20 protein-coding genes, 1 tRNA gene and 1 pseudogene are annotated in these 22434 nt (G+C 63.7%); 11 read left to right on the forward strand and 11 right to left on the reverse strand.

Annotation, left to right across the window (positions count from 1 at the left end; all coding sequences use genetic code 11):
* Positions 1-4: 4 nt before the first annotated feature.
* The 7 genes and pseudogenes from selB to QMF81_RS08230 form a co-directional block, all read right to left on the reverse strand.
* Entirely contained in the window at positions 5-1909 is a 1905-nt protein-coding gene (gene selB, locus QMF81_RS08200; protein WP_281750320.1) for a selenocysteine-specific translation elongation factor, read from the reverse strand.
* Positions 1900-3270 (reverse strand): aminopeptidase, encoded by a 1371-nt coding sequence (locus QMF81_RS08205; protein ID WP_281750322.1) that lies wholly within the window; start codon positions 3268-3270, stop codon positions 1900-1902. Before QMF81_RS08205 ends, selB begins: the two co-directional genes overlap by 10 nt.
* Before the next feature lie 71 nt (positions 3271-3341).
* Positions 3342-3488, reverse strand: a pseudogene (locus tag QMF81_RS08210) (rubredoxin); the annotation flags it as partial.
* A 10-nt stretch (positions 3489-3498) separates the two neighbouring features.
* Positions 3499-4683 (reverse strand): S1 RNA-binding domain-containing protein, encoded by a 1185-nt coding sequence (locus QMF81_RS08215; RefSeq protein WP_281750324.1) that lies wholly within the window; start codon positions 4681-4683, stop codon positions 3499-3501.
* A 9-nt stretch (positions 4684-4692) separates the two neighbouring features.
* Positions 4693-5193, reverse strand: a complete 501-nt coding sequence (locus QMF81_RS08220) for a peptidylprolyl isomerase (RefSeq protein WP_281752956.1) — start codon at positions 5191-5193, stop codon at positions 4693-4695.
* A gap of 36 nt (positions 5194-5229) precedes the next feature.
* Complete coding sequence (locus QMF81_RS08225) at positions 5230-5382, reverse strand: hypothetical protein (RefSeq protein ID WP_281750325.1); 153 nt, start codon at positions 5380-5382, stop codon at positions 5230-5232.
* 2 nt (positions 5383-5384) lie between these two features.
* A complete protein-coding gene (locus QMF81_RS08230; protein WP_348772171.1) occupies positions 5385-6311 on the reverse strand; it encodes a cation diffusion facilitator family transporter in 927 nt (308 codons plus the stop codon).
* 91 nt (positions 6312-6402) lie between these two features.
* On the opposite strand from QMF81_RS08230, the gene QMF81_RS08235 reads away from it, so the two are divergent.
* The 9 genes from QMF81_RS08235 (at position 6403) to QMF81_RS08275 (ending at position 15454) form a co-directional block, all read left to right on the forward strand.
* Positions 6403-6999: a TetR/AcrR family transcriptional regulator gene (locus QMF81_RS08235; RefSeq protein ID WP_281750326.1), complete on the forward strand. Its 597-nt coding sequence runs from the start codon at positions 6403-6405 to the stop codon at positions 6997-6999.
* A complete protein-coding gene (locus tag QMF81_RS08240) occupies positions 6996-7880 on the forward strand; it encodes an ABC transporter permease (RefSeq protein WP_281750328.1) in 885 nt (294 codons plus the stop codon). Before QMF81_RS08235 ends, QMF81_RS08240 begins: the two co-directional genes overlap by 4 nt.
* The gene (locus QMF81_RS08245; RefSeq protein WP_281750330.1) at positions 7877-8662 is read left to right on the forward strand and encodes an ATP-binding cassette domain-containing protein; all 786 of its coding nucleotides are present in this window, start codon (positions 7877-7879) and stop codon (positions 8660-8662) included. Before QMF81_RS08240 ends, QMF81_RS08245 begins: the two co-directional genes overlap by 4 nt.
* A gap of 204 nt (positions 8663-8866) precedes the next feature.
* Positions 8867-9790 (forward strand): phosphate/phosphite/phosphonate ABC transporter substrate-binding protein, encoded by a 924-nt coding sequence (locus QMF81_RS08250; protein WP_281750331.1) that lies wholly within the window; start codon positions 8867-8869, stop codon positions 9788-9790.
* On the forward strand, positions 9787-11691 hold the full coding sequence (locus tag QMF81_RS08255; RefSeq protein ID WP_281750333.1) for an ATP-binding protein: 1905 nt from the start codon (positions 9787-9789) through the stop codon (positions 11689-11691). The genes QMF81_RS08250 and QMF81_RS08255 overlap by 4 nt, the downstream gene beginning before the upstream one ends.
* On the forward strand, positions 11666-12034 hold the full coding sequence (locus QMF81_RS08260) for a response regulator (RefSeq protein WP_281750334.1): 369 nt from the start codon (positions 11666-11668) through the stop codon (positions 12032-12034). Before QMF81_RS08255 ends, QMF81_RS08260 begins: the two co-directional genes overlap by 26 nt.
* 55 nt (positions 12035-12089) lie before the next feature.
* Positions 12090-12566 (forward strand): chemotaxis protein CheX, encoded by a 477-nt coding sequence (locus tag QMF81_RS08265; protein WP_281750335.1) that lies wholly within the window; start codon positions 12090-12092, stop codon positions 12564-12566.
* A 14-nt stretch (positions 12567-12580) separates the two neighbouring features.
* Positions 12581-13975 carry an MATE family efflux transporter gene (locus QMF81_RS08270; protein WP_281750336.1) on the forward strand — a complete coding sequence of 465 codons (1395 nt, stop codon included), beginning with the start codon at positions 12581-12583 and terminating at the stop codon, positions 13973-13975.
* Positions 13976-14044: 69 nt separating this feature from the next.
* Positions 14045-15454 (forward strand): aspartate kinase, encoded by a 1410-nt coding sequence (locus QMF81_RS08275; protein ID WP_281750337.1) that lies wholly within the window; start codon positions 14045-14047, stop codon positions 15452-15454.
* A gap of 91 nt (positions 15455-15545) precedes the next feature.
* Here QMF81_RS08275 and QMF81_RS08280 read toward each other — a convergent pair whose 3' ends face one another.
* Positions 15546-16511 carry a hypothetical protein gene (locus tag QMF81_RS08280; RefSeq protein ID WP_281750338.1) on the reverse strand — a complete coding sequence of 322 codons (966 nt, stop codon included), beginning with the start codon at positions 16509-16511 and terminating at the stop codon, positions 15546-15548.
* Positions 16512-16595: 84 nt separating this feature from the next.
* Here QMF81_RS08280 and QMF81_RS08285 point away from each other — a divergent pair, with 84 nt between their 5' ends.
* Positions 16596-17264: a Smr/MutS family protein gene (locus tag QMF81_RS08285; protein WP_281750339.1), complete on the forward strand. Its 669-nt coding sequence runs from the start codon at positions 16596-16598 to the stop codon at positions 17262-17264.
* 28 nt (positions 17265-17292) lie between these two features.
* On the opposite strand, the gene pgm is transcribed toward QMF81_RS08285, so the two are convergent.
* Together pgm and QMF81_RS08295 are read right to left on the reverse strand one after the other, a co-directional pair.
* A complete protein-coding gene (gene pgm / locus QMF81_RS08290; RefSeq protein ID WP_281750340.1) occupies positions 17293-18933 on the reverse strand; it encodes a phosphoglucomutase (alpha-D-glucose-1,6-bisphosphate-dependent) in 1641 nt (546 codons plus the stop codon).
* A gap of 51 nt (positions 18934-18984) precedes the next feature.
* Positions 18985-20325 carry a tetratricopeptide repeat protein gene (locus QMF81_RS08295; RefSeq protein WP_281750341.1) on the reverse strand — a complete coding sequence of 447 codons (1341 nt, stop codon included), beginning with the start codon at positions 20323-20325 and terminating at the stop codon, positions 18985-18987.
* A gap of 97 nt (positions 20326-20422) precedes the next feature.
* Here QMF81_RS08295 and QMF81_RS08300 point away from each other — a divergent pair.
* A tRNA-Arg gene (locus QMF81_RS08300) sits at positions 20423-20500 on the forward strand.
* Positions 20501-20504: 4 nt separating this feature from the next.
* On the opposite strand, the gene QMF81_RS08305 is transcribed toward QMF81_RS08300, so the two are convergent.
* A complete protein-coding gene (locus QMF81_RS08305; RefSeq protein WP_281750342.1) occupies positions 20505-22397 on the reverse strand; it encodes a response regulator in 1893 nt (630 codons plus the stop codon).
* Positions 22398-22434 lie beyond the last annotated feature (37 nt).

Below are 22434 nucleotides of genomic sequence, written 5' to 3' on the forward strand. Positions count from 1 at the left end.
GCGCTTAGCGGCGGCGAAGCTGCCGCCGGTCCCCCACCCGCAAGGTAACCTTGGTCTTGTCCAGATATTCCAAAAGGGGAATGGAGTATTTGCGGGTAATGCCGCCAGCAAGTTCACGAAACTCCGCAGGCCCCATGTCGGCATGTTCCGTGAGATAGGCCTGTACCCGCTCCACCAGGGCCGCCACGGCCGGGGCGTGAAACACCAAGTCCTCGCTCACCTTGATGAGCACCCCCTCCTCCAGCAGCATGCGCACCATGGGCGCTGCGGCCTTGGGGTCGATATCATGCTCGCCAAGGGCCTTGAGACTGGGCGGCATCAGCGCCGTCTCTGCAAAAAGATACACCAAGCGTTCCTTGAGCTCGCTTTGGCGCTCCCCCAACTCCACCTGGTGCGAAAAAAGCCGTACCCCGTCTCCTTCGGCCGCCAGGGCGCCACTGCGCACCAAACGCTCGATCACGAAATGGGCAAGCCTTGGGGAAAGCTCCCGACCCCAGCTGGAGACGAGCTCAGCCCGGGAAATCGTCGCCCGCAAAGGCTCCTTGGCGTGGAGTGCGGCCACGACGGCAAGGCACTCGGCCTCGAGTCGGGCCACCACCGCGGCACCCACCCAGCGCCGCTCGTCCCGGTCAAAGAGAAAGGCCTGCTGGCGGCTGGCCAAAAGCTGCAGCGCCCGCTCCAAGGCCTTGGTCTCCACATCCGTGAGCACGCGCAGTTCCGCAAAGCTTCGGCCTGCGGCTGCGGCCAATTCCAATTGAGCGAGGATGAGCGTTTCGCCTTCAGCCTGGGCCAACGCCTCCAGGGCGGCCACGGCCTCGGGCTTGCGCCGCAATCGTCGTCCCAACGGGTTGACGATGCGGCCGCCCGCGATGGTGCGCAGCGGGGAAAAAGAACGGACGATGCAGCGATCTCCAAAGACCGAGGGCAAAGGTTCGGGCAAATGCATCTGGACCATGGCCCGCTCGCCCGGCAAAAGCCGCTCCCGGTCCAGAAGGTGCACCCGAGCCAAGATCTCCCGGGCGCCGTGGTGGAGATGTACCTCGGTGCGGTGGCGAATACCCCGCGGCGCCGAGGGCAAGCAGGAAATCTCCACGTCCCACACCGCTGACGGGAACAAGGAGTCTGGAGCGGCAAGCACGTCGCCACGGGCAATATCCGCCACTTCCACCCCTTGGAGGTTGATGGCCGTGCGCTCTCCAGCCAGGGCCACATCCGCCGGCCGCCCATGCACCTGAATGGCGCGCACCTTGGCCCTGTGCGTCCCGGGATAGATGCGCACCTCTTCCCCCACGTGCACCGCCCCCGAGATGGACGTCCCGGTCACCACGGTGCCGTGCCCCTTCATGGTAAACACCCGATCCACAGGTAGCCGAAAGAGGTCGGATCGACGGTACGGTCCAAAGCCTGCCGCTACCTGCGCAATGGCCGCACGCAAGGCATCTAACCCCTGGCCGGAATGCGCCGATACCGGGATCATCGGGGCTTCGGCCAAAAAAGTCCCCGCCAGGTAGCCACGCACCTCGTCCTGCACCAACTCCAGCCACTCAGGTTCCACGGCGTCCACCTTGGTCAGGGCCACGATACCGGTGCGGATCCCCAAAAGGGTACAGATTTCCACGTGCTCGCGAGTCTGAGGCATGACGCCCTCATCGGCAGCCACCACCAAAAGCACGAAATCGATACCCGCTGCCCCGGCCACCATATTCTTCACGAAACGCTCATGACCCGGCACGTCCACGATGCCGATACGTGTCTGTGGGGCTACATCGAGGTAGGCAAATCCCAGCTCGATGGTGATGCCGCGCTTCTGTTCCTCAACGAGGCGATCACAGTCGATACCCGTCAAGGCCTTGATGAGCGACGTCTTACCGTGGTCCACATGTCCGGCTGTGCCCATGATCACCGGCATGGAAAGCCTCCCGAGCCATAAAACGCCGTGTACGCATCCACTGTAGCTATCAGGTCAACCACGGAACTCACCTCAAAGGGGCTATGCATGGAAAGTACGCCTGGGCCAAAATCCACTACCCGCATGCCGTAGGCCGCCAAATCCTTGGCCACCGTACCGCCCCCGCCAATATCCACCTTGCCCATGACCGCCATCTGCCAGGGAATATCGCCAAGGATATGGCGAAACCAGGCTATGTATTCGGCGTCTGCGTCGCTGGCGCCGTATTTGCCGCCATGGCCGGTGTACTTGGAAAACACCGGCCCATGTCCAAGCAGGGAGGCGTTGGCTTTGTCATGCACGTCCTGATAGTCCGGATCCAACGGACAATGCACGTCTGCAGACACCGCCAGGCTCGCCAAAAATACCTGCCGCAGTGGGGTCCCCGGGGCCCAAGCATCTACCAAATCTTCCAAGGTGTAGCGCAGAAACCGGGATTTCGCACCGCTGGCCCCTTCCGAGCCGACTTCCTCCCGGTCCCAAACTACAAGGACTTGTGTAAATTCCGGCTCTGGCACAGCAAAAAACGCCGTGGCTGCAGCAAAGACGCAAAGCCGGTCGTCCTGGCCGTAAGCGCCGAGCATGGAGCCATCGAGCCCCACTCTCCGAGCAGGTCCTGCTGGTACGGCCTGGAGCTCCGCACTCATGAGGTCCTGTTCCGCAAAGCCAAAACGGTCATGCAAGACCGCAAGAACGGCGTGACGAACGCTTTCCTCCTCGGCCTTTCCTGGACGATGTCCCACGGCAAGGTTGAGCTTCTCGCCCTCAAAGGCCTTGTCCACGGACTGCTCTTTTTGGGCCTTGGCCAAATGGGGCAAAAGGTCCAGAATGGTCAGCACCGGATCCTCTGGGGCTTCGCCCACCACCACAGGGTGTACGACCCCATCGCGGGTCACCACCACCCCATGCAGGGCCAACGGCCGGGCCAGCCATTGGTATTTCTTGATTCCGCCATAATAGTGGGTCTTGAAGAGGGCCACCTGGGCCTCTTCCACCAAGGGGCGCTGCTTGAGGTCCAAATGCGGGGTATCCCCGTGGGCCGCCATCAGACGCACCCCATGGGCAAGCGGACGCCGACCGCGCCGGGCAAGGATGATGGCCTTGTCCCGAAACGGAAAACAGGCCGTGCCCTCGCCTATGCCCTGGGGGAACCCCTGCGAGGCCGCCTGTGCCAGCAGCCAATGCACGGTCTCGCGCTCGGTCTTGCACTGGGAAAGAAACGCCGCACACTCCCGGACGAGTTCCTCACGCCGCGCCTCGTGCGCAGGCGATGCGTACCGGCGCCAGGCATTCACCGGCTGGTATTCCCATGTCTTAGCCATGGCTTCCTCGCCTCTCCGGCCTGCCCCACCAGGGAGCAGGCCGGATACGGATCAATCGATTTTTTCGAATTTTCGAAGTAGGACTTTTCCGCCCCGCACTTGGGGCAGACCCAATCCTCAGGCAGGTCCTCAAAGGCCGTGCCTGCCTGGATGTTGTGCTCGGCGTCGCCCTCGGCAGGGTCGTACACATAGCCACACGGACACTCCCAACGCTCCATCGCCATACGCTCACTCCTTACGCTTTTTCTGGTGCATGGCCTTGGCCAAGGCTTGCCCCAGACTCCCCAACCCTTGGGAAGCAGAAGCATACCGACGCCAATCGTCGGCACGATCTTCGGTCTCGCGCGCCCCGGCGGGGCTTTCGGCCAAGGCCAGAGAAAGCCTGCGGGCCTCCAGGTCCACCGCCAAGATCCGCACGCGCACCGCGTCTCCTGGCCGCACCACCTCGTCGGGACGCCGTACCCGCCGCCCCATCTCGCTCACATGGATCAGGCCCTCCACCCCTGGCCAAAGCTCCACGAAGGCGCCAAAATCCGCCAAGCGGGTGACCGTCCCCGCAGAGATCTCCCCTTCGCGCGCCTCCTGCGCCACCCGCTGCCACGGGTCTTCGCCCGCTTGCTTGAGGGAAAGGGAAATGCGCTCTCCCCCGCTCTTGGCGTCCGGACTGCGGCCCAAAAATTTCACGCGCACCCGCTCGCCCACGGCCAGGATGTCTTCGGGCTGCACCCCCCGGCTCCAGGAAAGCTCAGAGACGTGCACCAGCCCTTCCAAACCCGGGGCCACTTCCACAAAGGCCCCAAAGGAGGCCAAGCGCGTCACGGTCCCCTCCAGCACGTCGCCCTCGCGCACGCGGGCAAAAAAGGTTTCCTGACTCTGGCGGCGCTCCTCTTCCAAGAGCTTGCGTCGAGAAAGCACGATGTTGCGGCCACGCTCGCCCAAGGTGGTGATCACAAAACGAAAAGTTTGCCCCACCAGGGTCGAGAGGTCCTCCACGGAGCGGTCGCCGATCTGCGATGCCGGACAAAAGGCGCGGCGGCCAGCCACCTGGACCTCTACTCCGCCCTTGACCACCGCGCTCACCCGACCTTCCACAGGCAGTCCCGCAGCAAAGGCCTCCTCCAAGAGGCCCAAACCGGCAACGCCAGAAACCGAGCGCGCCAGGCGCAGCTCCGATTCCCCTGCTGCCACCACATACAGATCGAGCACATCCCCTTCGGCAACAGCAAGCTCCCCCTGCGCGTCCAGAAGGTCTTCCCGCAGCACCACGCCGTCCACGCCGGCGCCCACGTCCACGAACACGGCATGCTCGCCGATGGCCACCACCGTAGCCTGCACCCGGTCCCCGACCTTCGGCCGCGCCCCTGCCCCCCGCTCTTCGTATTGGGCCAGCAGGGAAGCAAAATCCTCACTCATGACAACCTCTTATTCAAAACGAGAGATACTGTTGATGGAAACCTGATCCGCAGGAACATGTTCATGCCCGGCAAAAGGACGCACTCGCACCTTTTCGATCTTTTTGACCACATCCATACCGTCAATGACCTGACCAAAGACGCAGTACCCATAATTGGATTCGTCCACATAATCGAGGTCAGGATTATCCACAGTATTGATAAAGAATTGCGAGGTAGCGCTATGGGGATCTGCAGTACGGGCCATGGCAATGGTGCCTTCGAGATTTTTGAGCCCATTATGAGCTTCATTGGGAATGGGCGGATGCGTGGGTTTTTCGCGCATCATGTTGTCCAGACCGCCGCCTTGAATCATAAATCCACGGATGACGCGGTGGAACAATGTGCCCACGTAAAAATCTTCATCCACGTAGCGCAAAAAATTGGCCACCGTCTGCGGCGCCTTGTCCGCAAAAAGCTCCACCAAAAACTCTCCTTTGGTGGTGTCGACCAATACCAGAGGGTTGCTCATTTCTTTATCTCCTTGACGATAATCGCTTTTCAAACATTATTGCCCCCGGCCCTTGGCATACCCGGCCTTGAAATCCTGAACCGCCTCGTTGGTTGTCCGCACCGCCTTGCCGGTCCACTCTCCCATGGCGGCGCAGCCCGCCACCAGCATTACGAGCACGATGCCGACGAGGATTTGGTGGTATCGCATAGCTATTCCTCCTGTACTCCCTGTCCTTGCGCGCTCTCTGTGTGTCCGTCGCGCGGCTCCACATGGATGACCGTCTGGGTGCCGGGCAACCGCCGCTCGATGGACGCCTCCAGTTGCGAACACAAGGCGTGCGACTCCTGCACGCTCATATGTCCGGGGACGAGCAAATGAAAGTCCACAAAACGCTGGCGCCCTGCCCGCCGCGTGCGCAGGGCGTGGTAGTCGACGTTGGCGTCCCGGAGCACGCCGTCAAGGGCGGCAAGTTCGTCGTCGTCGAGCCCGGCATCCAGCAAACCATGGATGGAGCGCAGCACGATATCGCCGCCCGTCCAGGCGATATGCCCCGCCAAAGCCCACGCCACGACAGGATCCACGATCCACCAATCTGGACGCGTCCACATGATGGCCAGGGCCACCAGCAGGCCCGCCGAAGACGCCACGTCCGTAAACAGATGACGGGCGTCGGCCTCCAAGGCCAAGGAGCGATGGCGCCGGCCTGCGCGCAAAAGCACCCAGCCTACGGCCCCGTTGATTCCGGCGGCCAGGAGCACACACCCCATGCCGACGTCCAGGGAAGTCAGCGTCACTGGCTGCTGCAGCCGCTCGAAGGCCGCCAGGGCGATGCCGGCCGCAGCCGCCAGGACGAGCAGTCCTTCCACGCCGCTGACCAAAAATTCCAGTTTCCCATGGCCGTAGGCATGGGTGCGGTCCGCCGGTTTGCGCGCCCCGCGCAAAGCAACAAGCAGGAGCACTGCGGCGGCGAGGTTGACCGTAGATTCCAAGGCATCGGCGAGAAGCCCCACCGAAGAGGTCAAAAAATAGGCTGCCGCCTTGATCCCCAGGGAGGCCACCGCCGCTGCCATGGAAAGGAACGCATACCGATCCAGCACCACCACCGCAAATGCCCCTTGCGTTGACAAAACCCACACCCCCCGGCATGCACGCGAGCCACCGGTGCTCGCGGCAGCAGAGGAGTGTGACCGAGAGCGCCGCGTTTTTCAACTCCGGAAATCTTCCAATATGTGCGCAAAAACAGCTTCATCCCGAAAAGAATCGCTCCTTGCCGCAGCCAAAGCCCTCTTTGGGGTGCATGGATATGCGGAAACCACTTTCAAGAAGATCGCCCAGGAAGCCGGTGTGGCACTGGGGCTGCTCACCCATTATTTCGGCACCAAAGAGCGCCTGTTTTTGGCCGCAGGCCTCGACGTGCTCCACGACCTCATCCGCACCGAAGAAGCGGCCCTGGCCCAAGCCACCACCGGACTGGAGGCGGTGCGCATCTTTGCGGAGACCTACTTCGCCTTTGCCACGGATCCCAAACGCCACTTCCTCATCCTCATCCGCTGCTCGCCGTTTAGCGACCTCAAAGGCATGGCGGAGCGGGAAATCATGGAGCGTGACTTTGCAAAGCTCTATCTCCTTCTGGAAGAAGCCTTGGCCAAGGGGATGGCTGACGGCAGCATCAAGCCCGCAGACCCCCACCGCACCAGCCGGGTCATCTTCTGCAACCTGGTAGGCGGGGTGCGGCACCATTTGCTCACTCCGTACGCCACCCCCACCCTGCTGCACGATCTCGTCGCGTTCATCATCAACGGTATCGCCGCGCCCACGCCATGACCACTGCCGCGCTGCTTGCCGCCCTGGAACAGGGATGCCTCTATGGCATCATGGCCCTCGGGGTGTATATCACCTTCCGTGTCCTGGATTTTCCCGATCTTACCGTGGACGGCAGTCTGCCTCTGGGCGCGGCGGTGGCTGCAGTGGCCATCAGCGCCGGTATCGATCCCTACCGCGCCATGGCCCTGGCCAGTGCGGCAGGATTCGTGGCCGGCGCCTGCACCGCCCTGCTCCACACCCGCCTCGGGATCTTGGGGCTGCTCGCCTCCATCCTCACCATGATCGCCCTCTACTCCATCAATATCCGCATCATGGATGGCCCCAACCGCACCCTTTTGGGGCAGCCCACGTTTCTCGACGATCTCGAGGCCCTGGGGCTCCCCCTCTATCAAGTGACCCCGTGGGCCATGGCCGCCCTGGTGCTGGTCATCGCCTGCGGACTCATTTGGTTCCTGCGCACCGAATACGGCCAAGCCATGCTGGCCACCGGCGACAATCCGGCCATGATCCGCGCCTTGGGAGTGAATACCGACCGGGTGCTCCTTGTGGGCGTTGGCATCTCCAACGCCTTGGTGGCCCTGTGCGGCGCCGTAGTGGCTCAAAATCAAGGCTCGGCAGACGCTACCATGGGGGTGGGCACCATCGTGGCGGGGCTGGCCTCGGTCATCCTCGGAGAGACCATCGTGGGCGCCTCCACCGTGGCCCGCGCCTGCCTGGCAGTGATCCTCGGCTCCATCCTCTACCGCGTTGCCATCGCCCTGGCGCTCAGCATCCACGTGGGCCCCTGGTCCCTTTCCCCCAGTGACCTCAACCTGGTCACCGCCATTTTGGTGGTGCTGGCCATGACCTCCCCCCGACTGGCCCGAAGACGCACGTCATGATCTCCATCCGTGGCATCCACAAATGGTTTCACCGAGGCACCCCACAGGAAGTCCATGCCTTACAGGGCGTGGACCTCACCGTGGCGCCCGGGGACTTCATCACCATCATCGGCTCCAACGGCGCGGGCAAGTCCACTTTGCTCTCCTGCGTGGCCGGGGCCCTGACCATCGATGCTGGCAGCATCCATTTTCACGATACCGATGTCACCTCCTGGCCCGAATACCGCCGCGCCCGGCTGGTGGCCCGAGTCTTTCAAGACCCGCTGCGCGGCACCTTTGGCGGCGGCACCATCGCCCAGAACCTGGCACTGGCCCTGCGCCGGGGAGCGCCGCGCGGCCTTCGCCCCGGGGTGCGCCGCCAGGAGCTGGCCTTGTTTCAAGAACGCCTGGCGTGCCTCGGCCTGGGGCTGGAACACCGCCTGCACGACCGCGTGGCGCTGCTGTCCGGCGGCCAGCGCCAGGCCCTCACCATGGTCATGGCCACCCTGCGCCGGCCGGAACTCCTGCTTCTCGACGAGCATACCGCGGCCCTGGACCCCAAGACCGCCGCGCACATCCTGGAGCTTACCGAGCGCACCGTGGCGGAGCACGGCATCACCACCCTCATGGTCACCCACAACATGGCCCACGCCATCGCCCTGGGAAACCGCCTCGTGATGATGCATCACGGCCGCATCGTGCTCGAGGCCCGCGGCGAGGAAAAGGCCGCGCTCACCGTCGCCACCCTCCTCGACCGCTTCCACGACCTCAATGCCGCCTCGGACCGGATGGTCCTGAACTGAGGTCCTCGTCCACTCCGCCTCCAATCAAGGCCGCCCATACTCTGGGAAGATGCCGCGTCCGCCTGGGCGCAAAAACCCTTCCAGCGCATCCCCTTGGTTTGTCCATATATGCCTGACCGTACGGCCGCGTCCGCCTGGGTGCGAAACCCCTTCCAGCGCATCCAGCCCTTGCCCAGAGCCCCACTCCTCCGTAAAGCGTCTGCCATGCACTTCCTTCTGCGCGTTGGCATTCTCCTGCTGGTGTGCGCCGGCGGCGTTGGCTGCTCCGGGCAAGAGGACGCGCGCTTCGTGGACTGGAACAAGCGCGCCCCCGTGGCCTTGCCGCGCCAAGAGCCCGCCATCACCTACGCCTACCTTCCCCAGTACACCCATGCAGTGTCCTTCGAGCGCCACCGCCGGATCCTCGAATACCTGCGCCAAGCCACGGGACTGCCTTTCCGTCAGGTCTTCCCCGCCACCTTTGCCGAGCACATGGCCATGGTGGAGCGTGGAGACATCGATATCTCCTTCACCAACCCCTTTGTGTACGTCCTCCTCCACCACCGCGCCGGGGCGCAGGTCTTTGCCCGAGCCGTGGAAGAGGAGGGCGGCGCGGACTTTCAGGGGCAGGTCATCGTCCGCGCGGACAACGCCGCCATCACCTCCCTGGAGGACTGCCGGGGCAAGACCTGGATCGCGGTGGAGCCCACCTCTGCTGGCGGCTACCTCTTCCCCTTGGCGCTGTTTCACGAGCACGGCATCACCCTGGACCAATTCGCCCGCGTGGAATTCGCCCGCGGTGTCGGCGGCAAGCAGGAGCAGGTGGTGCTCGCCGTGCTTTCCGGTGCCTATGACATCGGCTCCATCCGCAAAGGCACCCTGGATATCGTTGCCCGACGCTACGACACCTCCGCCATCCGGGTGCTGGCGGAAACGCCTCCATACCCGGGCTGGCTCTTCTGCGCCCGCAAAGACCTCTCCCCAGAGGTCACCCAGCAGGTAGCCCAGGCCCTGACCGCCCTGCGCCGACCCAAAGACGAAAGCATCCTCGCCCCTGCGGGACTCACGGCCATTATCCCTGCCAGCCACGCCGACTACCGTCCCATCGAAAAACTCATGCATACCCTGGGGATGGAGACGGTCCCATGAAGCGCCTCTTTAGCCGACTCTCCTTCGAGACCAAGCTCAATCTCGGCATCACCACCATCATCGCCACCATGGCCCTCACCCTGCTCCCCCTTGTGGTGAGCATCACCAAAGACGCCCTGCTGGAAGAACACCGCAAGCGCGGCGCAGACATCGCGGCATCCCTGGCTGTCCGCGCCGTCGACCCGCTGCTCGCCCTGGACTTTTTACGCCTGCGGGAACTGGTGGCCGAACCCCGGGACGTGACCTACATCTTCATCCAAGACCGGGCCGGCCGCATCCTCGCCCACTCCTTCGGCCCAGACTTTCCCGTGGATCTTGCGACCGCCAACCATGCCGATCCCCAAAACCCCATGCGCATCCAACTCATCGACAACGGCATGGAACGCATCGACGACATCGCCACCCTCATCCGCGTGCACGACGAGCCCATCGGCACCGTACGCCTGGGTCTTTCCCGGCGCGCGGCCTCCGAGATCCTCGACCACCTCGTGGCCACGCTCATGATCATCTTCCTCACCGGCCTGACCCTGGCCTCCGCCGCCGGGACCCTCTTTGCCCGCACCATCACCTCCCGCCTGGATCGCCTCCAGTCCCGGGCCGGGGCCTTGCGGCAACGCCACCTGCCCGAGACTTCGCCCACCCTGCCCGATCCGCCGCACCAAGGGGACGAAATCAGCGCCCTGGAGCACGCCTTCTCCGCCATGGCCCGCGAGCTCGATCACCGCATGGGCGAGCTCCTCCAAGCCCAGCGTCGGCTGGAAGAACAGACCCGCCTGCTCTCCACAGTGCTCGACGCCAACCCGGACCGCATCTGTCTGCGCGACACCCGCATGATCTACCACGCCGCCAACGAAGCCTTCTGCCAGGCCGTCGGTGTCTCCAAGGAGGACATCCCCGGCCGCACCGACTTCGACCTCTTTGCCGAAGACGAGGCCGAACGCCGCCACCTGGAGGGCCGAGACGTGCTTGCCAGCGGCCAGCGCATGGAACGTCAAGAGCAGGAGACCACTGCCCAGGGTTCCCGCTGGTTTCACGTCATCCAAATTCCGGTGCGCGGGGCCCGGGGCCGCATCCTGGGTCTGCTGCGCATGGAACGGGATATCACGGCCATGAAAGACTATGAGCGCCAACTCATCCAGTCCCAGAAGATCGAATCCCTGGGCAAGCTCGCCGGCGGCGTGGCCCACGAGATCAACACCCCGCTGGGCATCATCCTCGGCACCACCCAACTGCTCCTCGACGATGTGCCCGCAGACTCCTCCATGGCCGAAGACCTGCGCACCATCGAGCGCCACACCAAGGCCTGCCGCAAGATCGTGGCCGATCTCCTGGAGTTCTCCCATGCCTCCACCTCGGAAAAGGTGGAGATGTGCTTCAACAATTCCGTCATGGAGGCGGTCAGCCTGGTGCGCCACACCTTTTCCCTGGACCAGGTGACCATTGCCACAGACCTGGACGACTCCTTTCCCATCATCTACGGGGACCCCGAAGAGCTCAAGCAAGTGTGGATCAATCTCCTCACCAATGCCCGAGACGCCCTCCCCCAAGGGGGCATCATCGCCGTGCGCACCACCTTGCTGCGTGCGGAGAGCTGCGTGCGCCTGGAGGTGGCGGACACGGGCATCGGCATCGATGCCGCAAGCATCTCCAAGGTGTTCGACCCATTCTTCACCACCAAGCCCGTGGGACAAGGCACCGGCCTGGGGCTCTCGGTGAGCTATAGCATCATTGAAAAACATAAAGGCCAGATCCAGGTCCACAGCCCGGTGCCCGAGACCTTTCCCTGGCCTGTGCCTGTGGATGGGCCGCATTGCGGCCCCGGCACCCTGTTTACCGTGACCATCCCCCTCGATCACGCTTCCCTGGAGGACCACCATGGCCCACATTCTCGCCCTCGATGACGTCTCGGACGCCGCAGTCTTGATCCGCCGCATCCTGGAGCGTCGCGGGCACACCGTCAAAGCCATGACCGATGAAGACGACGCCATTCGCTACGTGGAAAATCAGCCCGTGGACATGGTCATTTTGGATATGAAGCTCAAACGTATGAGCGGTGTGGATGTGCTGCGCAAAATGAAAGCCCTCCGCCCCGCGCTCAAGGCCATCATGCTGACCGGATATCCGACGCTGGACACGGCGCACGCCGCGCTGCGGCTGGGGGCCAGCGCATATTGCGTCAAACCCATCGACAAGACCGAGCTCGAAGACACGGTGGCGCGGGTGCTGGCCGAACCTGCTGCATGAAGACGCTGGCCTTTCCCCACGCCCTCAGCTATACGTCCCTTTCCGGGAGGACATCGTGAACGACACCATCCAAGGCATCATCAAGCAATTTGTGGACGCCACGGCCAGCGTGCTCGGCACCATGGCCAATACTCCGGTCACCCCCAAGGCCCCCTACGTCAAAAAAGACTCCGTGGCCCAAGGCGACATCACCGGCGTCATTGGCTTTTCCAACCCCAAAGGCAAAAGCAAAGGCACCATGTCCATCACCTTCACCAAAAAGGCGGCCTTGGGGATCATCGGCGGCATGCTCTTTGAGGAACTCACCGAGATCACGCCCGAGGTAGAAGACGCCGTGGGGGAACTCACCAACATGATCTCGGGCCAGGCGCGCAAAGGTCTGGTGGAGCTGGGACTTGTCTTCGAAGGCGCCATCCCCTCGGTGGTCACGGGCCAGGGACACACCATCCGCCACGTATCCACCAACGCCATCCTGGCCATTCCATTCGACACTCCCCATGGCCCCATCATGGTGGAAGTGTGCTTTAGCTAAGGGTCTTCTCTTCAATGACGACGAATTCTCCTTTGGACAGGCGCCTCGACAAGGCGCCGTATGCCGCTATTTTCGCCCTCACCTGGCCCCAGGCCCTGATGATGGTATTTCATTTTCTCATCGGCTTCGCTGACGTGTGGGTGGCAGGCCGACTGGGACGAGAAGTACAGGCCGCAGTAGGGTTCATGACCCAGGCCATGTTCTTTTTTCTCGTGGTGGCCGTGGCTGTGGCCAATGGCAGCGTGGCGGCGGTGAGCCAGAGCGCTGGGGCCGGACTCACCCGCCGCGTGCAGCGCTTTGCGGGTCTGGGGATCGGTCTGGCCATGGTGCTCGGCGCCGTGATGCTCCTTACGGGTCAGGCGCTGGACCGGGTGTTTTTACGCCTGCTCCAGCTTCCCCCGGCGATCTTTCCCGTGGCTGCGGACCTACTGCACATCTTTCTCCTCATCCTCCCCGGCTACTACCTCTTGACCGTCAGCAACGCTCTGTTCCGCGCCGGTAAAGACGTCATCACGCCCCTCTGGGGCATGATGCTCGTGACGACCGTCAACGCCCTGGGGGATTTTGGACTTGGTCTGGGGTGGTGGGGACTGCCGCGCCTCGGCCACGTTGGGCTGGGCTGGTCCACCTTTGGCTCCATCCTCTGCGGCACGCTCTTCAATATGCTCATGCTGGTGCGCCGGGGCACGCTGACCCGCCGAAGCCTGCCTCCATGGCGCTGGGTCCGCCGCGCCCTGCCCTATCTGGTGGCCGTGGCCTGGCCAGCAGGGCTCATGCAAATTGTTTGGCACTCGGCCTATATGGTGCTTTTTGCCCTGGTGGCGAGTCTTCCGCGCGAGAGCGTGGCCGCTATGGCAGGCATGAGTGCCGGCATGCGGGTGGAATCGTTTTTGTTCCTCCCCGGATTTTCTTTCAATTTCACCGCCTCGATCCTCATCGGCCACTTGCTCGGCCAAGGCCGGATTGAGGATGCCCGGCGCATGGGACTGCGCATCATGAAGCTCGGGGTCTTCGCCATTTCGGTGCTCACCCTGCTTTTGTGGTTTGTGATCGAACCCATCGTGGCCTTCATCGCGCCAGATCCCACCGCAGCGCCCCATGCCATTTCCTACCTTGCCTACAACATGGCCGGCACGCCGCCCATGCTGGCGGCCCTGATCTTGAGCGGCGCCTTCGTGGGCGCAGGAGCAACCCTCTACCAAGCCCTGATCTTCGGCGGCGCAGCCTGGCTCGTGCGCCTGCCTCTGGCCTATCTCCTCGGCCACCGCCTTCTTGGAAGCGCCGAGGGCATCTGGATGGCTATGCTCGCCTCCATCCTCGTCCAATGCGCGGCCATGTTCTGGTTCTACTTCAAGACCCCGTGGTGGCGATTCACCTTGCGCAAAGAGCGGTGCCAACGCCCGCGTTAGTTGACGCCTCAGCCCCCCGTCTTTACAACCCCCGCAACTCTCCAACTCCAACCCAGCGGAAGATTTGCCATGCCCATGTGCCCTTCCCCTGCCCTGCCCCAGCGCGCCCTGCGTGTGGAAAAAATCGGCGGCACCACCATGTCCCGGTTTGCCGAAGTCATCGACAACGTCATCCTCCGCAATCCCGATGACATCTATGGTCGCATCTATGTTGTCTCGGCCTACGGCGGCGTTACCAACCGACTTTTAGAACATAAAAAGACCGGCGAGCCGGGAGTCTACACCCTTTTCAAAAACCAGGGCAACTACATCCGCGCCCTGCTCGATCTGCGGGACCATCTTTGCGAGATCAACGCCTCCTTTGCCCCCATCGGTCTCAATCTCGCGGTGGCGGACGAATTCATCGCCGATCACATCGACCTCACCATCAATATCCTGCGCAGCATGGAGAACGTGCTCGCCTCGGGCTATGTCTCCCGCACCGAGCTCTTGCTCGCGGCTCGCGAACTGCTCGCCTCCATCGGCGAGATGCATAGCGCCTTCAATTCCACCAACATCCTGCAAAACCGCGGCTACGACGCCACCTTCGTGGACTTGAGCGGCTGGGAAGACAGCCGCCAGCTCACCATCGACGAGCGCATCCGCGAAAGTTTTCAAGATATCGACCCGTTTCGCACCATTTGCTTCGCCACCGGCTACACCAAGGGCACCGAAGGCATCATGCGCGAGTTCGACCGCGGCTACTCCGAAGTGACCTTCTCCAAGGTAGCGGTCATCCTGGGGGCAGCCGAGGCGGTCATCCACAAAGAATACCACCTCTGCTCGGGAGATCCCCTCATCATCGGTCTCGATAAGATCCGCCCCGTATGCAACACCAATTTCGATGTGGCCGATCAGCTCGCCGATGTGGGTATGGAGGCCATTCACCCCAAGGCATCGAAACCACTGGAAATCCGCAACATCCCCATCCGCGTGAAAAACGCCTTCGACCCCGATCACGCCGGAACACTCATCACCAAAGATTTCATCGCCCCGCGCTCCAAGGTGGAGATCGTCACGGGATCGGCCAAGGTGACCTGCATCGAGATCCACGACACGCGGATGGTCGGCGAGGTGGGCTTCGACCTGCGCATCATGCAGGTCCTCGCCGCGCACGGGGTATCCTTTATCTGCAAGGCCACCAACGCCAACACCATCGACGTCATCATCAATGACCGGGACTGCCAGGAAGCGCTCCTTGCCGACCTGCGCGCCCGCTTCGAACAAGTGCAAGCCATCCCGGTGGCCATCGTGTGCGCCATTGGCTCCAACATCGCCCAGCCTGGGATCCTCGCCAAGGCCGCCAATGCCCTTGCCAAGCACGGCATCAACATCCTGGCCATGTCACAGACCGTGCGCCAGACCAACATGCAGTTCGTGGTGGAGCGGGAACATTTCGCCACTGCCCAAAGGGCGTTGCACGAGTCCCTGTGCATGTAGCCCTCGCGCCGCCTCCCCTCAAAAATACCGCGGCCCGTCTCCTTGGCGCAGGAAACGGGCCGCTGCATCAAAAGGCCACGGAGCAGCGCGTTTACTCGACTCCCTCCACGGCCAGCGCTACGTGAAAAAGCGGGTCTGCCGCGCCCACGAAAGCCAGCACGCCTTCGGACGCCGGCAAGGCCGACTGTTCCTCCAGCCACCCCCACAAAGAATCGGCCACGGACCCAAATTCCGCGTACGAAGCCTTGATGCGCACGCTTAGCGCACGTGCTGCCAAGGTGAGCGGCAAGGCGGTATCCGCTCCTGCCACGTGGTACTCGGCCACCATGCGGGAGAGCCGCTCCAAAAGCCGGCTCATCCCCGTCATGTCCAAATCCGGGGCAACCAAACATACGGTGCCGTTTTCCAGGGTCCCCATGCGGTCATAGTTCCGAAGCCGCCCCCGCACCGATGCCCACACCCCGCTGGCGAACCACGTGGTCCACGCCTTGCCGTAGCTTACCTGCAGGCCCGAGAGCGCCGGAATACCGAGCACCGCCAGCGACAGCCAGCCGCTGCGGCGGCCCACCCGGTTGACCTCCTCGGCCACAAATGCCCGCAGCTCTTGGACGGAAAGCAGGCCGCCACGGTCTTCGTGGGTATGGGCAATCCGTCGCAAGACCATGACTTCCCGTGCGAGCCGCAGCTTCCAGGCGATCTCCGCCGAAGACCAGCTTCCCACGAGATAGTCATCGGCCCCGCACTCCGTGGCAACCACGAGCTCCTCGCGGTCCGCCTCCCGGCCCAAGAGCAGGACAAACCGGGACATCTCCTCGGAACGCCGCTCCCAGGAGCGAATCATGGAACATACGGTGGCGCCGTCCACGTCCATCCCATGCCAGGCCACCCAAACGGCATCATACGGCTCGTCCTGAACGCGCACAAATCCCTGCAATCCTTCCCGCACCCGGTCCACCGATGCCCCATGGGCAGTGAGTAACGGCATGAGGTACGCGCACGCAGCGTCGTCCGGCTCCACGAGCAGGAGGCGAAAAGGAAGGCCAAGGGCTTGCGTCATGCCCTCCCCCGTAGCCTATGCCGGGCAGGCTTGTCCACGCACCGCCCTTTGCCCTGAAACCCCATTTGCGCTATACGTGGATCCATGAAGTTCACTTCGTTTCGCGACCTCCCTCGCCATCCCCGGGTGCGACTGCTTTTGGCCCAGCGCGAGGCCAAGGCCAAGCGCTCCCACGCCGCCGTGCCCTCCGAAGACGATCTCTTCCACCAGGCCATGCGCGGGGTCACGCCGCTGTCCCAAAGCGGTCCCCAAGTGCCCAAAAGCCCGCCGCCAGCCCCCAAGGAGCGACGCCGCAAGGCCTTTGCCGACCTGTTGGCGGAAAACGGCGACTTCGACGTCGAGCTCACCCACGAATACCTCCATGGCAAGGTGCATGACCTCGACCCACGCATTTTCCAGCAACTGCGATCCGGCCAGATGAGCATCGAGGCGCACCTGGATCTGCACGGCATGAACCGCATCCAGGCCAAGCTTGCCGTGGCCGAATTTTTACGCTCTTGCTTCCTCCAGGGCATGCGCTGTGTGCTCCTGGTACCGGGGCGGGGTAAGAATTCCGAGGGCGGCACCAGCGTGCTGCGCGAAGAGCTCTCCCTGTGGCTCACCCAGGCCCCGCTCAAGCGCATCGTGCTCTGCTTTGCCACAGCCCAGCCGCGCCACGGCGGTGCCGGGGCCGTGTACGTGCTCTTGCGGCAGCAGCGCAAAGGCAGGGGCAAGATCATCTGGGACGAACTCCTCCTCGATGTGGATGGCTAGGCCACACTCAGCCGTCCACCCTGCTTTCTCAAATCCCGGCGCGGGCAAAAGCGGCGGCCACCAGGGCCTGGGCCTCTTCCTGCAAGCGCGCCAGGTGATCTTCGCCTACAAAACTCTCGGCGTAGATCTTATACACGTCTTCCGTGCCCGAAGGCCGGGCCGCAAACCAGCCATTGGCAGTCACCACCTTGAGTCCGCCAATGGAGGCACCATTGCCCGGGGCATGGGTGAGCACCGCTTCGATGGGCTCGCCCGCCAACTCCCGCGCCTGCACATCCTCGGGCCGCAAACGCATCAAGGCCTCTTTTTGCGTGCGGGATGCCGGGGCGTCCATACGGCGGTAGCAGGCGGCTCCATGGCAGGCTTCCAAGTCGCGGTAGATATCCCCAGGATCCACGCCGGTGACCGCACGGATCTCCGCCGCCAAAAGCCCCAAGATGATGCCGTCCTTGTCCGTGGACCACGGGGCGCCGTCCATGGCCAAAAACGAAGCCCCAGCGCTCTCTTCTCCGCCAAAGCAGAGATCTCCGGCCAAAAGCCCTTCCACGAACCATTTGAACCCCACCGGGGTCTCGTACACACTGCGGCCATGCGCTGCGGCCACCCGGTCCACCATGGCACTGGTCACCAAGGTCTTGCCGATGCGCGCCCCTTGAGGCCAGCCGGGACGATGGGTCAAGAGGTAGTCCACGGCTACGGCAAGGTAGTGATTGGGGTTCATGAGCCCGTGGCGCTGGGTGACGATGCCATGCCGATCCGCATCCGGATCATTGGCGAGCCCCAAGGCAAAGCGATCCTTCAAGCCCACCAGCGGGGCCATGGCCGCAGGCGACGAGCAGTCCATGCGAAGTTTGCCGTCCTTGTCCACCGCCATGAACATGAAGGTCGGATCGATGGTGCGCGAGACCAACTGGAGATCCACGCCGTAGACTTCAGCGATCCGCTCCCAATAGGCGAGGCTGCTGCCCCCCAAAGGGTCCACGCCCACACAGATCCCGGCCTCCCGGATGCGGTCCATGGCCACCACAGCGCGCAACCCTTCCACGTACGGCGTGACAAAATCAAACGGCCGGCACCACGGAGAGGCCAAGGCTCGGCTCCACGGCAAACGACGGATGGCCTGCGGCTGGGCGAGCAAGGCGTTGGCCCGGGCCTCGATGGCCTTGGTGACCTCGGTGCCCGCCGGCCCCCCATGAGGCGGGTTGTATTTGATGCCGCCGTCTTCCGGTGGGTTGTGGGACGGGGTGATCACGATGCCGTCGGCCTGGTCGCTGTGGCTCCGATTGTAGGCCAAGATGGTGTGGGAAATCACCGGGGTTGGAGTATAGCCGAACCCTTCCTGGTAGCAGCACGCCACCGCATTGCCGGCCAGCACCTCGAGCGTCGTCACCAGCGCCGGTTCGGAGAGGGCGTGGGTGTCCATGCCCACGAAAAGGGGGCCGCGCGTACCTTGGCTTTGACGGTACTCGCAGATGGCCTGGACAATGGCCGCCACGTGCCGCTCGGTGAAGGAAGCATGGGCCGCGCTGCCCCGGTGTCCCGAGGTGCCAAAGGCCACCCGCTGGCCCGGATCGTCCGGGTCCGGCGTCGTGGTATAATACTGCGTCACGAGGCGGGGGATGTTGATACGGTACGATTCGGGCGGGGTTTTGCCTGCCAAGGGGTGCATGAGTCCTCCTTATGGGTGCAGATCGCCTGCGGCCTGTTGTCAAAAACGTCCTTACATGGTTGCCGGAGACTGCGACGAAACGCCGCGCCCGGGCGAGTCTTCGCGGGCGTCGTGCCCCAGGGCCAAAAGGCCGGGGGGAAAGGCCCGGCCGGCACGGGTAAAAATGGTCCGCATGGAGGCCGCCACATTGGGGTTTTCCCGCGCCAGATGCGGGGCTGCCTGCAAGGCAGCTTCCAGGGCGCTTGCCGCATCCGCAAACGCCCCGCCTTCTGCATAGGCCAAGGCCATGTTGTAGAGCACCACCGGATGACCGGGCTCCACCGCCAAGGCGCGGCGGTATTCCGCCACCGCCTCCCGCCAGCGGCCTTGACGGCGCAGGGCCAGCCCCAACAGGTTGAAGGTCTCCACATCGGCGCTGGAGAGCTCCCCGCCTTTGGCATCCAAGGCTTGGCGGGAATAGCGAATGGCCAAGCCGGGATTGCGGGACACGCACGCCTCGGCGATCTTGGCCGAAAGCCGCGAGAGGTGCTCCGCCGCCTCGCGCCTGGCGGTCTGCATGGCCTGCTCGAAATAGCCCTCCGCCGCCGTCGGGTCACCGACTTCCATCTCCAAGGCCCCCATTTCGAGGAGCCGCTGGGTGTTGAGGGGGCTGATCTCATGCAGCCGCTTGAGGGCTTCCAATTGCTTGGACTTGTCTCCCGCCTCTTCATACAGGCTGGATAGGCGCTTGAGCGGCTGGATGTAGAGCTTGGCCACTTCCGAGGCCTTGAGATACATCTCCTCCGCCTTGGAGGTCAGCCCCATGCCCTTGTAGGCATCGCCCATGAGCATGTAGGCCACGGCGCTCTCCGGCTTGAGCTGGAGCACCACCGAGGCGATGCGCATGGCTTCTTCGTAGGAGCCCATCTCCAGGCTGCGCCGAGCCCGGTCGATGTAGCGGCCCATCTGCCCCTGGGGGGCGATGGTGAACGCCATCTTCTCAATCACCGAAGCCACGGAGATAGGCTTGGTGATGATATTGTGCGCCCCATATTCAATGAGCAGCGCCGCGCTCCCCTGGTCGATCTCCGTGGTGAGGACAATGATGGCCGCCTCCCCGCAAATCTGCCCGATACTGCCCAAAAGCGGGGCCAGCGACTGGCCGGAGAGCATGCGCTCCAAAAACACCAGCACCCGGTTATGGGCCTCCTCGCGCAGGTCGGTCAAAAAGGTCTCCACGCTGCGGTGATGGCGCAAAACCTGCCGCGGGGCCTGCACCATGTCCAATGCCCGGCGCAGCACATCGGCAAAGATGGCGTCCGTGCTCAACAAAAAGACCACACCGCCGGTCCGGGCAAAGGAGCGCACCGTATTGGCATAAAGTTCGGCTTTATCGAGCTTGGTGTCGTTCATCTCGAGTATCTCCCAAAAGCGCGTTCCGACCACCGACCCCAAAGGAAGACAGCGCCCTTGATTTGCCCCGGCCTCTTGAGTAGGCATGCGCTTTCGCGCCCCCATAGCTCAGGTGGAGAGAGCACGGGATTCCTAATCCCGGTTTGCCCAGGTTCGAGTCCTGGTGGGGGCACCACCCCTTACTTCGATTCGCCGCCCAAAGCCTGCGCCACTGCCCGGACCCGTTCCAGCTCGCCACACAAGTCCTGCACCAAGGCCAGACACTTGCGGCCATCGCCGCGCCGCGCCGCCAGCTCGACCATCTCCGCCCGCAAGGCCATGGTGGCTGCCCGTACGTTCCCCGCCATGCCCCGCAACGACCACGCCTTGTCCGTGGCCGTGACAAAGTCTTCTTGAGCAATGGCCTGCGCCAGCTCGTCGATGCGCCCTGCCGCCTCGCGCACGAAGTCCTGCACGATGTCCCGCAAGGCGGCGCGGTCCTGATCCAGTTGCTGCAAAAGCGCCTCGACGTCGAGCACCGACTCCCGGCTCCGCTCGCCCCGCTCCCCACCGGCCATAGGCACCACGGCGTCCAAAACCCTCGAGAATTCCACGACATCGACAGGAAGGGTCAAGGCGGCGACACACTCCGGCGGCACCTCGCCAGGCTGGGAGCGCACCAGCACCACAGGCACATCCCGTCCACTTTGGCGCAGCGCCCGCAGCGAGGCATCCACTTCCGCACCCTCTTCCTCCACCCAAAAGACGATGCCCGGGCGCTCCTGGGCAAGGCGCAGCACCGCCTCATTCCAAGACTCCACGGTCTGAAAAGAAAATTCCGCCTGGGAGAGCAAGAGCTCGAGCTGCCGGGCCGCGGCCCCCCGCGCCACCACCAGGGCGCCGCACCTCCATTTGCGGGCCTCGGCCACGGTGTGGCGCGTAATGAGCATCGGGCTCTGGCCAACGCTGGCGCTGCCGAGCACCAACTCCAAGGCCTCGCGCAGGCTATCGCGGTCCATGGGTTTGACGAAGTAGCCGTCAAAGCCGGCGTCATACATGCGCTGGGCATCCCCCGGCCGGGAAGCCGAGGTCAGACGCACCAAACGCATCCCTTCCCACGCGGGATCCCGGCGAATGCCCCGGGCGAAATCTTCGGCAGGCATGTCTTCCGGATCGTCCACCACCGCCACATGAAAACACTGCCCCGCTTCCCGGGCACGGTGCAGGCTCTGGACCGCCTCCCTGCCCGAAGTCACCTCTTCCAGGGTGCATCCCCACAAATAGGCATACTCCCGCAGCACCTCCCGCCAGGACTCCTCTTGATCCACCACCAGGATCCGTCTGCCGGCAATGGACACCGGGGCGGGAAGTTCCGGCGATCCAGACTGCGGGAGCCCGAGAGGGATATCCCAAGAGACATCGAAGCCTTGGGGATGCTCGACCACCGCGGCCACGATGTGCGCCTCCTGCGCCTTGTGCGCGGTGGAGGCATCGGCAAAGGGGGTCACCTCTTCCAGCGCCCGCACCTCGCCGCGCACCTCCAAGGTCACCCGGACCACGATCTCTTCGCCTTGGACCTGCAGCAGCCGCACCACACAGCGCATCTGCCCCCGCCGCAGCCCCCCCACGATCCGCTGGGCAATAGATCCGATCATGCGGCGCAAAAGCCCTGGATACCCCCGCACCAGCCCAGGGACAGCTTCGTCAATGGCTACGGCACACCCAGTCTCCGCCAGGCGCGCCCCCTGCAGGTGGCACAATTGCATGATGTCATCCACCACCAGACGCAGATCGAAGGTCTGCGCCGCCCCAAGACGGGGCCGTGGGGACAGATCGGTCTCATCGAGCAACGAACTGAGTATCGAGCGGATGGTCTCTGCAGAGCGCCGGGCGGTGAGCACGTACTCCACCTGGGCAGCCCCAAGCCCCGAGTCCTGGAGCAAATCGAGCATGGCCACGAGTGCCGCCATGTTGGTTTGCAAATGCCGCTCCACCGTTTCGCGGATGCGCACCAAACGGTCCTGCACTGCATCGCGTTCGGCACACACCCGGGCCAATTCTTCGTGCAGCCGCTGCTGGCTTTCCTGTGTCATGGTGTTCTCCCCTGGCCGCTGCGTCGCTGGTGATGCC

Source organism: Thermodesulfomicrobium sp. WS (genome assembly GCF_027925145.1).
Taxonomy (GTDB): Bacteria; Desulfobacterota; Desulfovibrionia; order Desulfovibrionales; family Desulfomicrobiaceae; genus Thermodesulfomicrobium.

Bases quoted from the DNA above. Each gene is read 5' to 3' on its own strand.
- QMF81_RS08285 (WP_281750339.1), top strand. From the start codon at position 16,596: ATGAAGTTCACTTCGTTTCGCGACCTCCCTCGCCATCCCCGGGTGCGA.
- selB (WP_281750320.1), bottom strand. From the start codon at position 1,909: ATGCCGGTGATCATGGGCACAGCCGGACATGTGGACCACGGTAAGACG.
- QMF81_RS08250 (WP_281750331.1), top strand. From the start codon at position 8,867: ATGCACTTCCTTCTGCGCGTTGGCATTCTCCTGCTGGTGTGCGCCGGC.
- QMF81_RS08225 (WP_281750325.1), bottom strand. From the start codon at position 5,382: ATGCGATACCACCAAATCCTCGTCGGCATCGTGCTCGTAATGCTGGTG.
- QMF81_RS08235 (WP_281750326.1), top strand. From the start codon at position 6,403: ATGTGCGCAAAAACAGCTTCATCCCGAAAAGAATCGCTCCTTGCCGCA.
- QMF81_RS08245 (WP_281750330.1), top strand. From the start codon at position 7,877: ATGATCTCCATCCGTGGCATCCACAAATGGTTTCACCGAGGCACCCCA.
- QMF81_RS08305 (WP_281750342.1), bottom strand. From the start codon at position 22,397: ATGACACAGGAAAGCCAGCAGCGGCTGCACGAAGAATTGGCCCGGGTG.
- QMF81_RS08295 (WP_281750341.1), bottom strand. From the start codon at position 20,325: ATGAACGACACCAAGCTCGATAAAGCCGAACTTTATGCCAATACGGTG.
- QMF81_RS08255 (WP_281750333.1), top strand. From the start codon at position 9,787: ATGAAGCGCCTCTTTAGCCGACTCTCCTTCGAGACCAAGCTCAATCTC.
- pgm (WP_281750340.1), bottom strand. From the start codon at position 18,933: ATGCACCCCTTGGCAGGCAAAACCCCGCCCGAATCGTACCGTATCAAC.
- QMF81_RS08260 (WP_281750334.1), top strand. From the start codon at position 11,666: ATGGCCCACATTCTCGCCCTCGATGACGTCTCGGACGCCGCAGTCTTG.
- QMF81_RS08215 (WP_281750324.1), bottom strand. From the start codon at position 4,683: ATGAGTGAGGATTTTGCTTCCCTGCTGGCCCAATACGAAGAGCGGGGG.
- QMF81_RS08220 (WP_281752956.1), bottom strand. From the start codon at position 5,193: ATGAGCAACCCTCTGGTATTGGTCGACACCACCAAAGGAGAGTTTTTG.
- QMF81_RS08270 (WP_281750336.1), top strand. From the start codon at position 12,581: ATGACGACGAATTCTCCTTTGGACAGGCGCCTCGACAAGGCGCCGTAT.
- QMF81_RS08275 (WP_281750337.1), top strand. From the start codon at position 14,045: ATGCCCATGTGCCCTTCCCCTGCCCTGCCCCAGCGCGCCCTGCGTGTG.
- QMF81_RS08280 (WP_281750338.1), bottom strand. From the start codon at position 16,511: ATGACGCAAGCCCTTGGCCTTCCTTTTCGCCTCCTGCTCGTGGAGCCG.
- QMF81_RS08240 (WP_281750328.1), top strand. From the start codon at position 6,996: ATGACCACTGCCGCGCTGCTTGCCGCCCTGGAACAGGGATGCCTCTAT.
- QMF81_RS08205 (WP_281750322.1), bottom strand. From the start codon at position 3,270: ATGGCTAAGACATGGGAATACCAGCCGGTGAATGCCTGGCGCCGGTAC.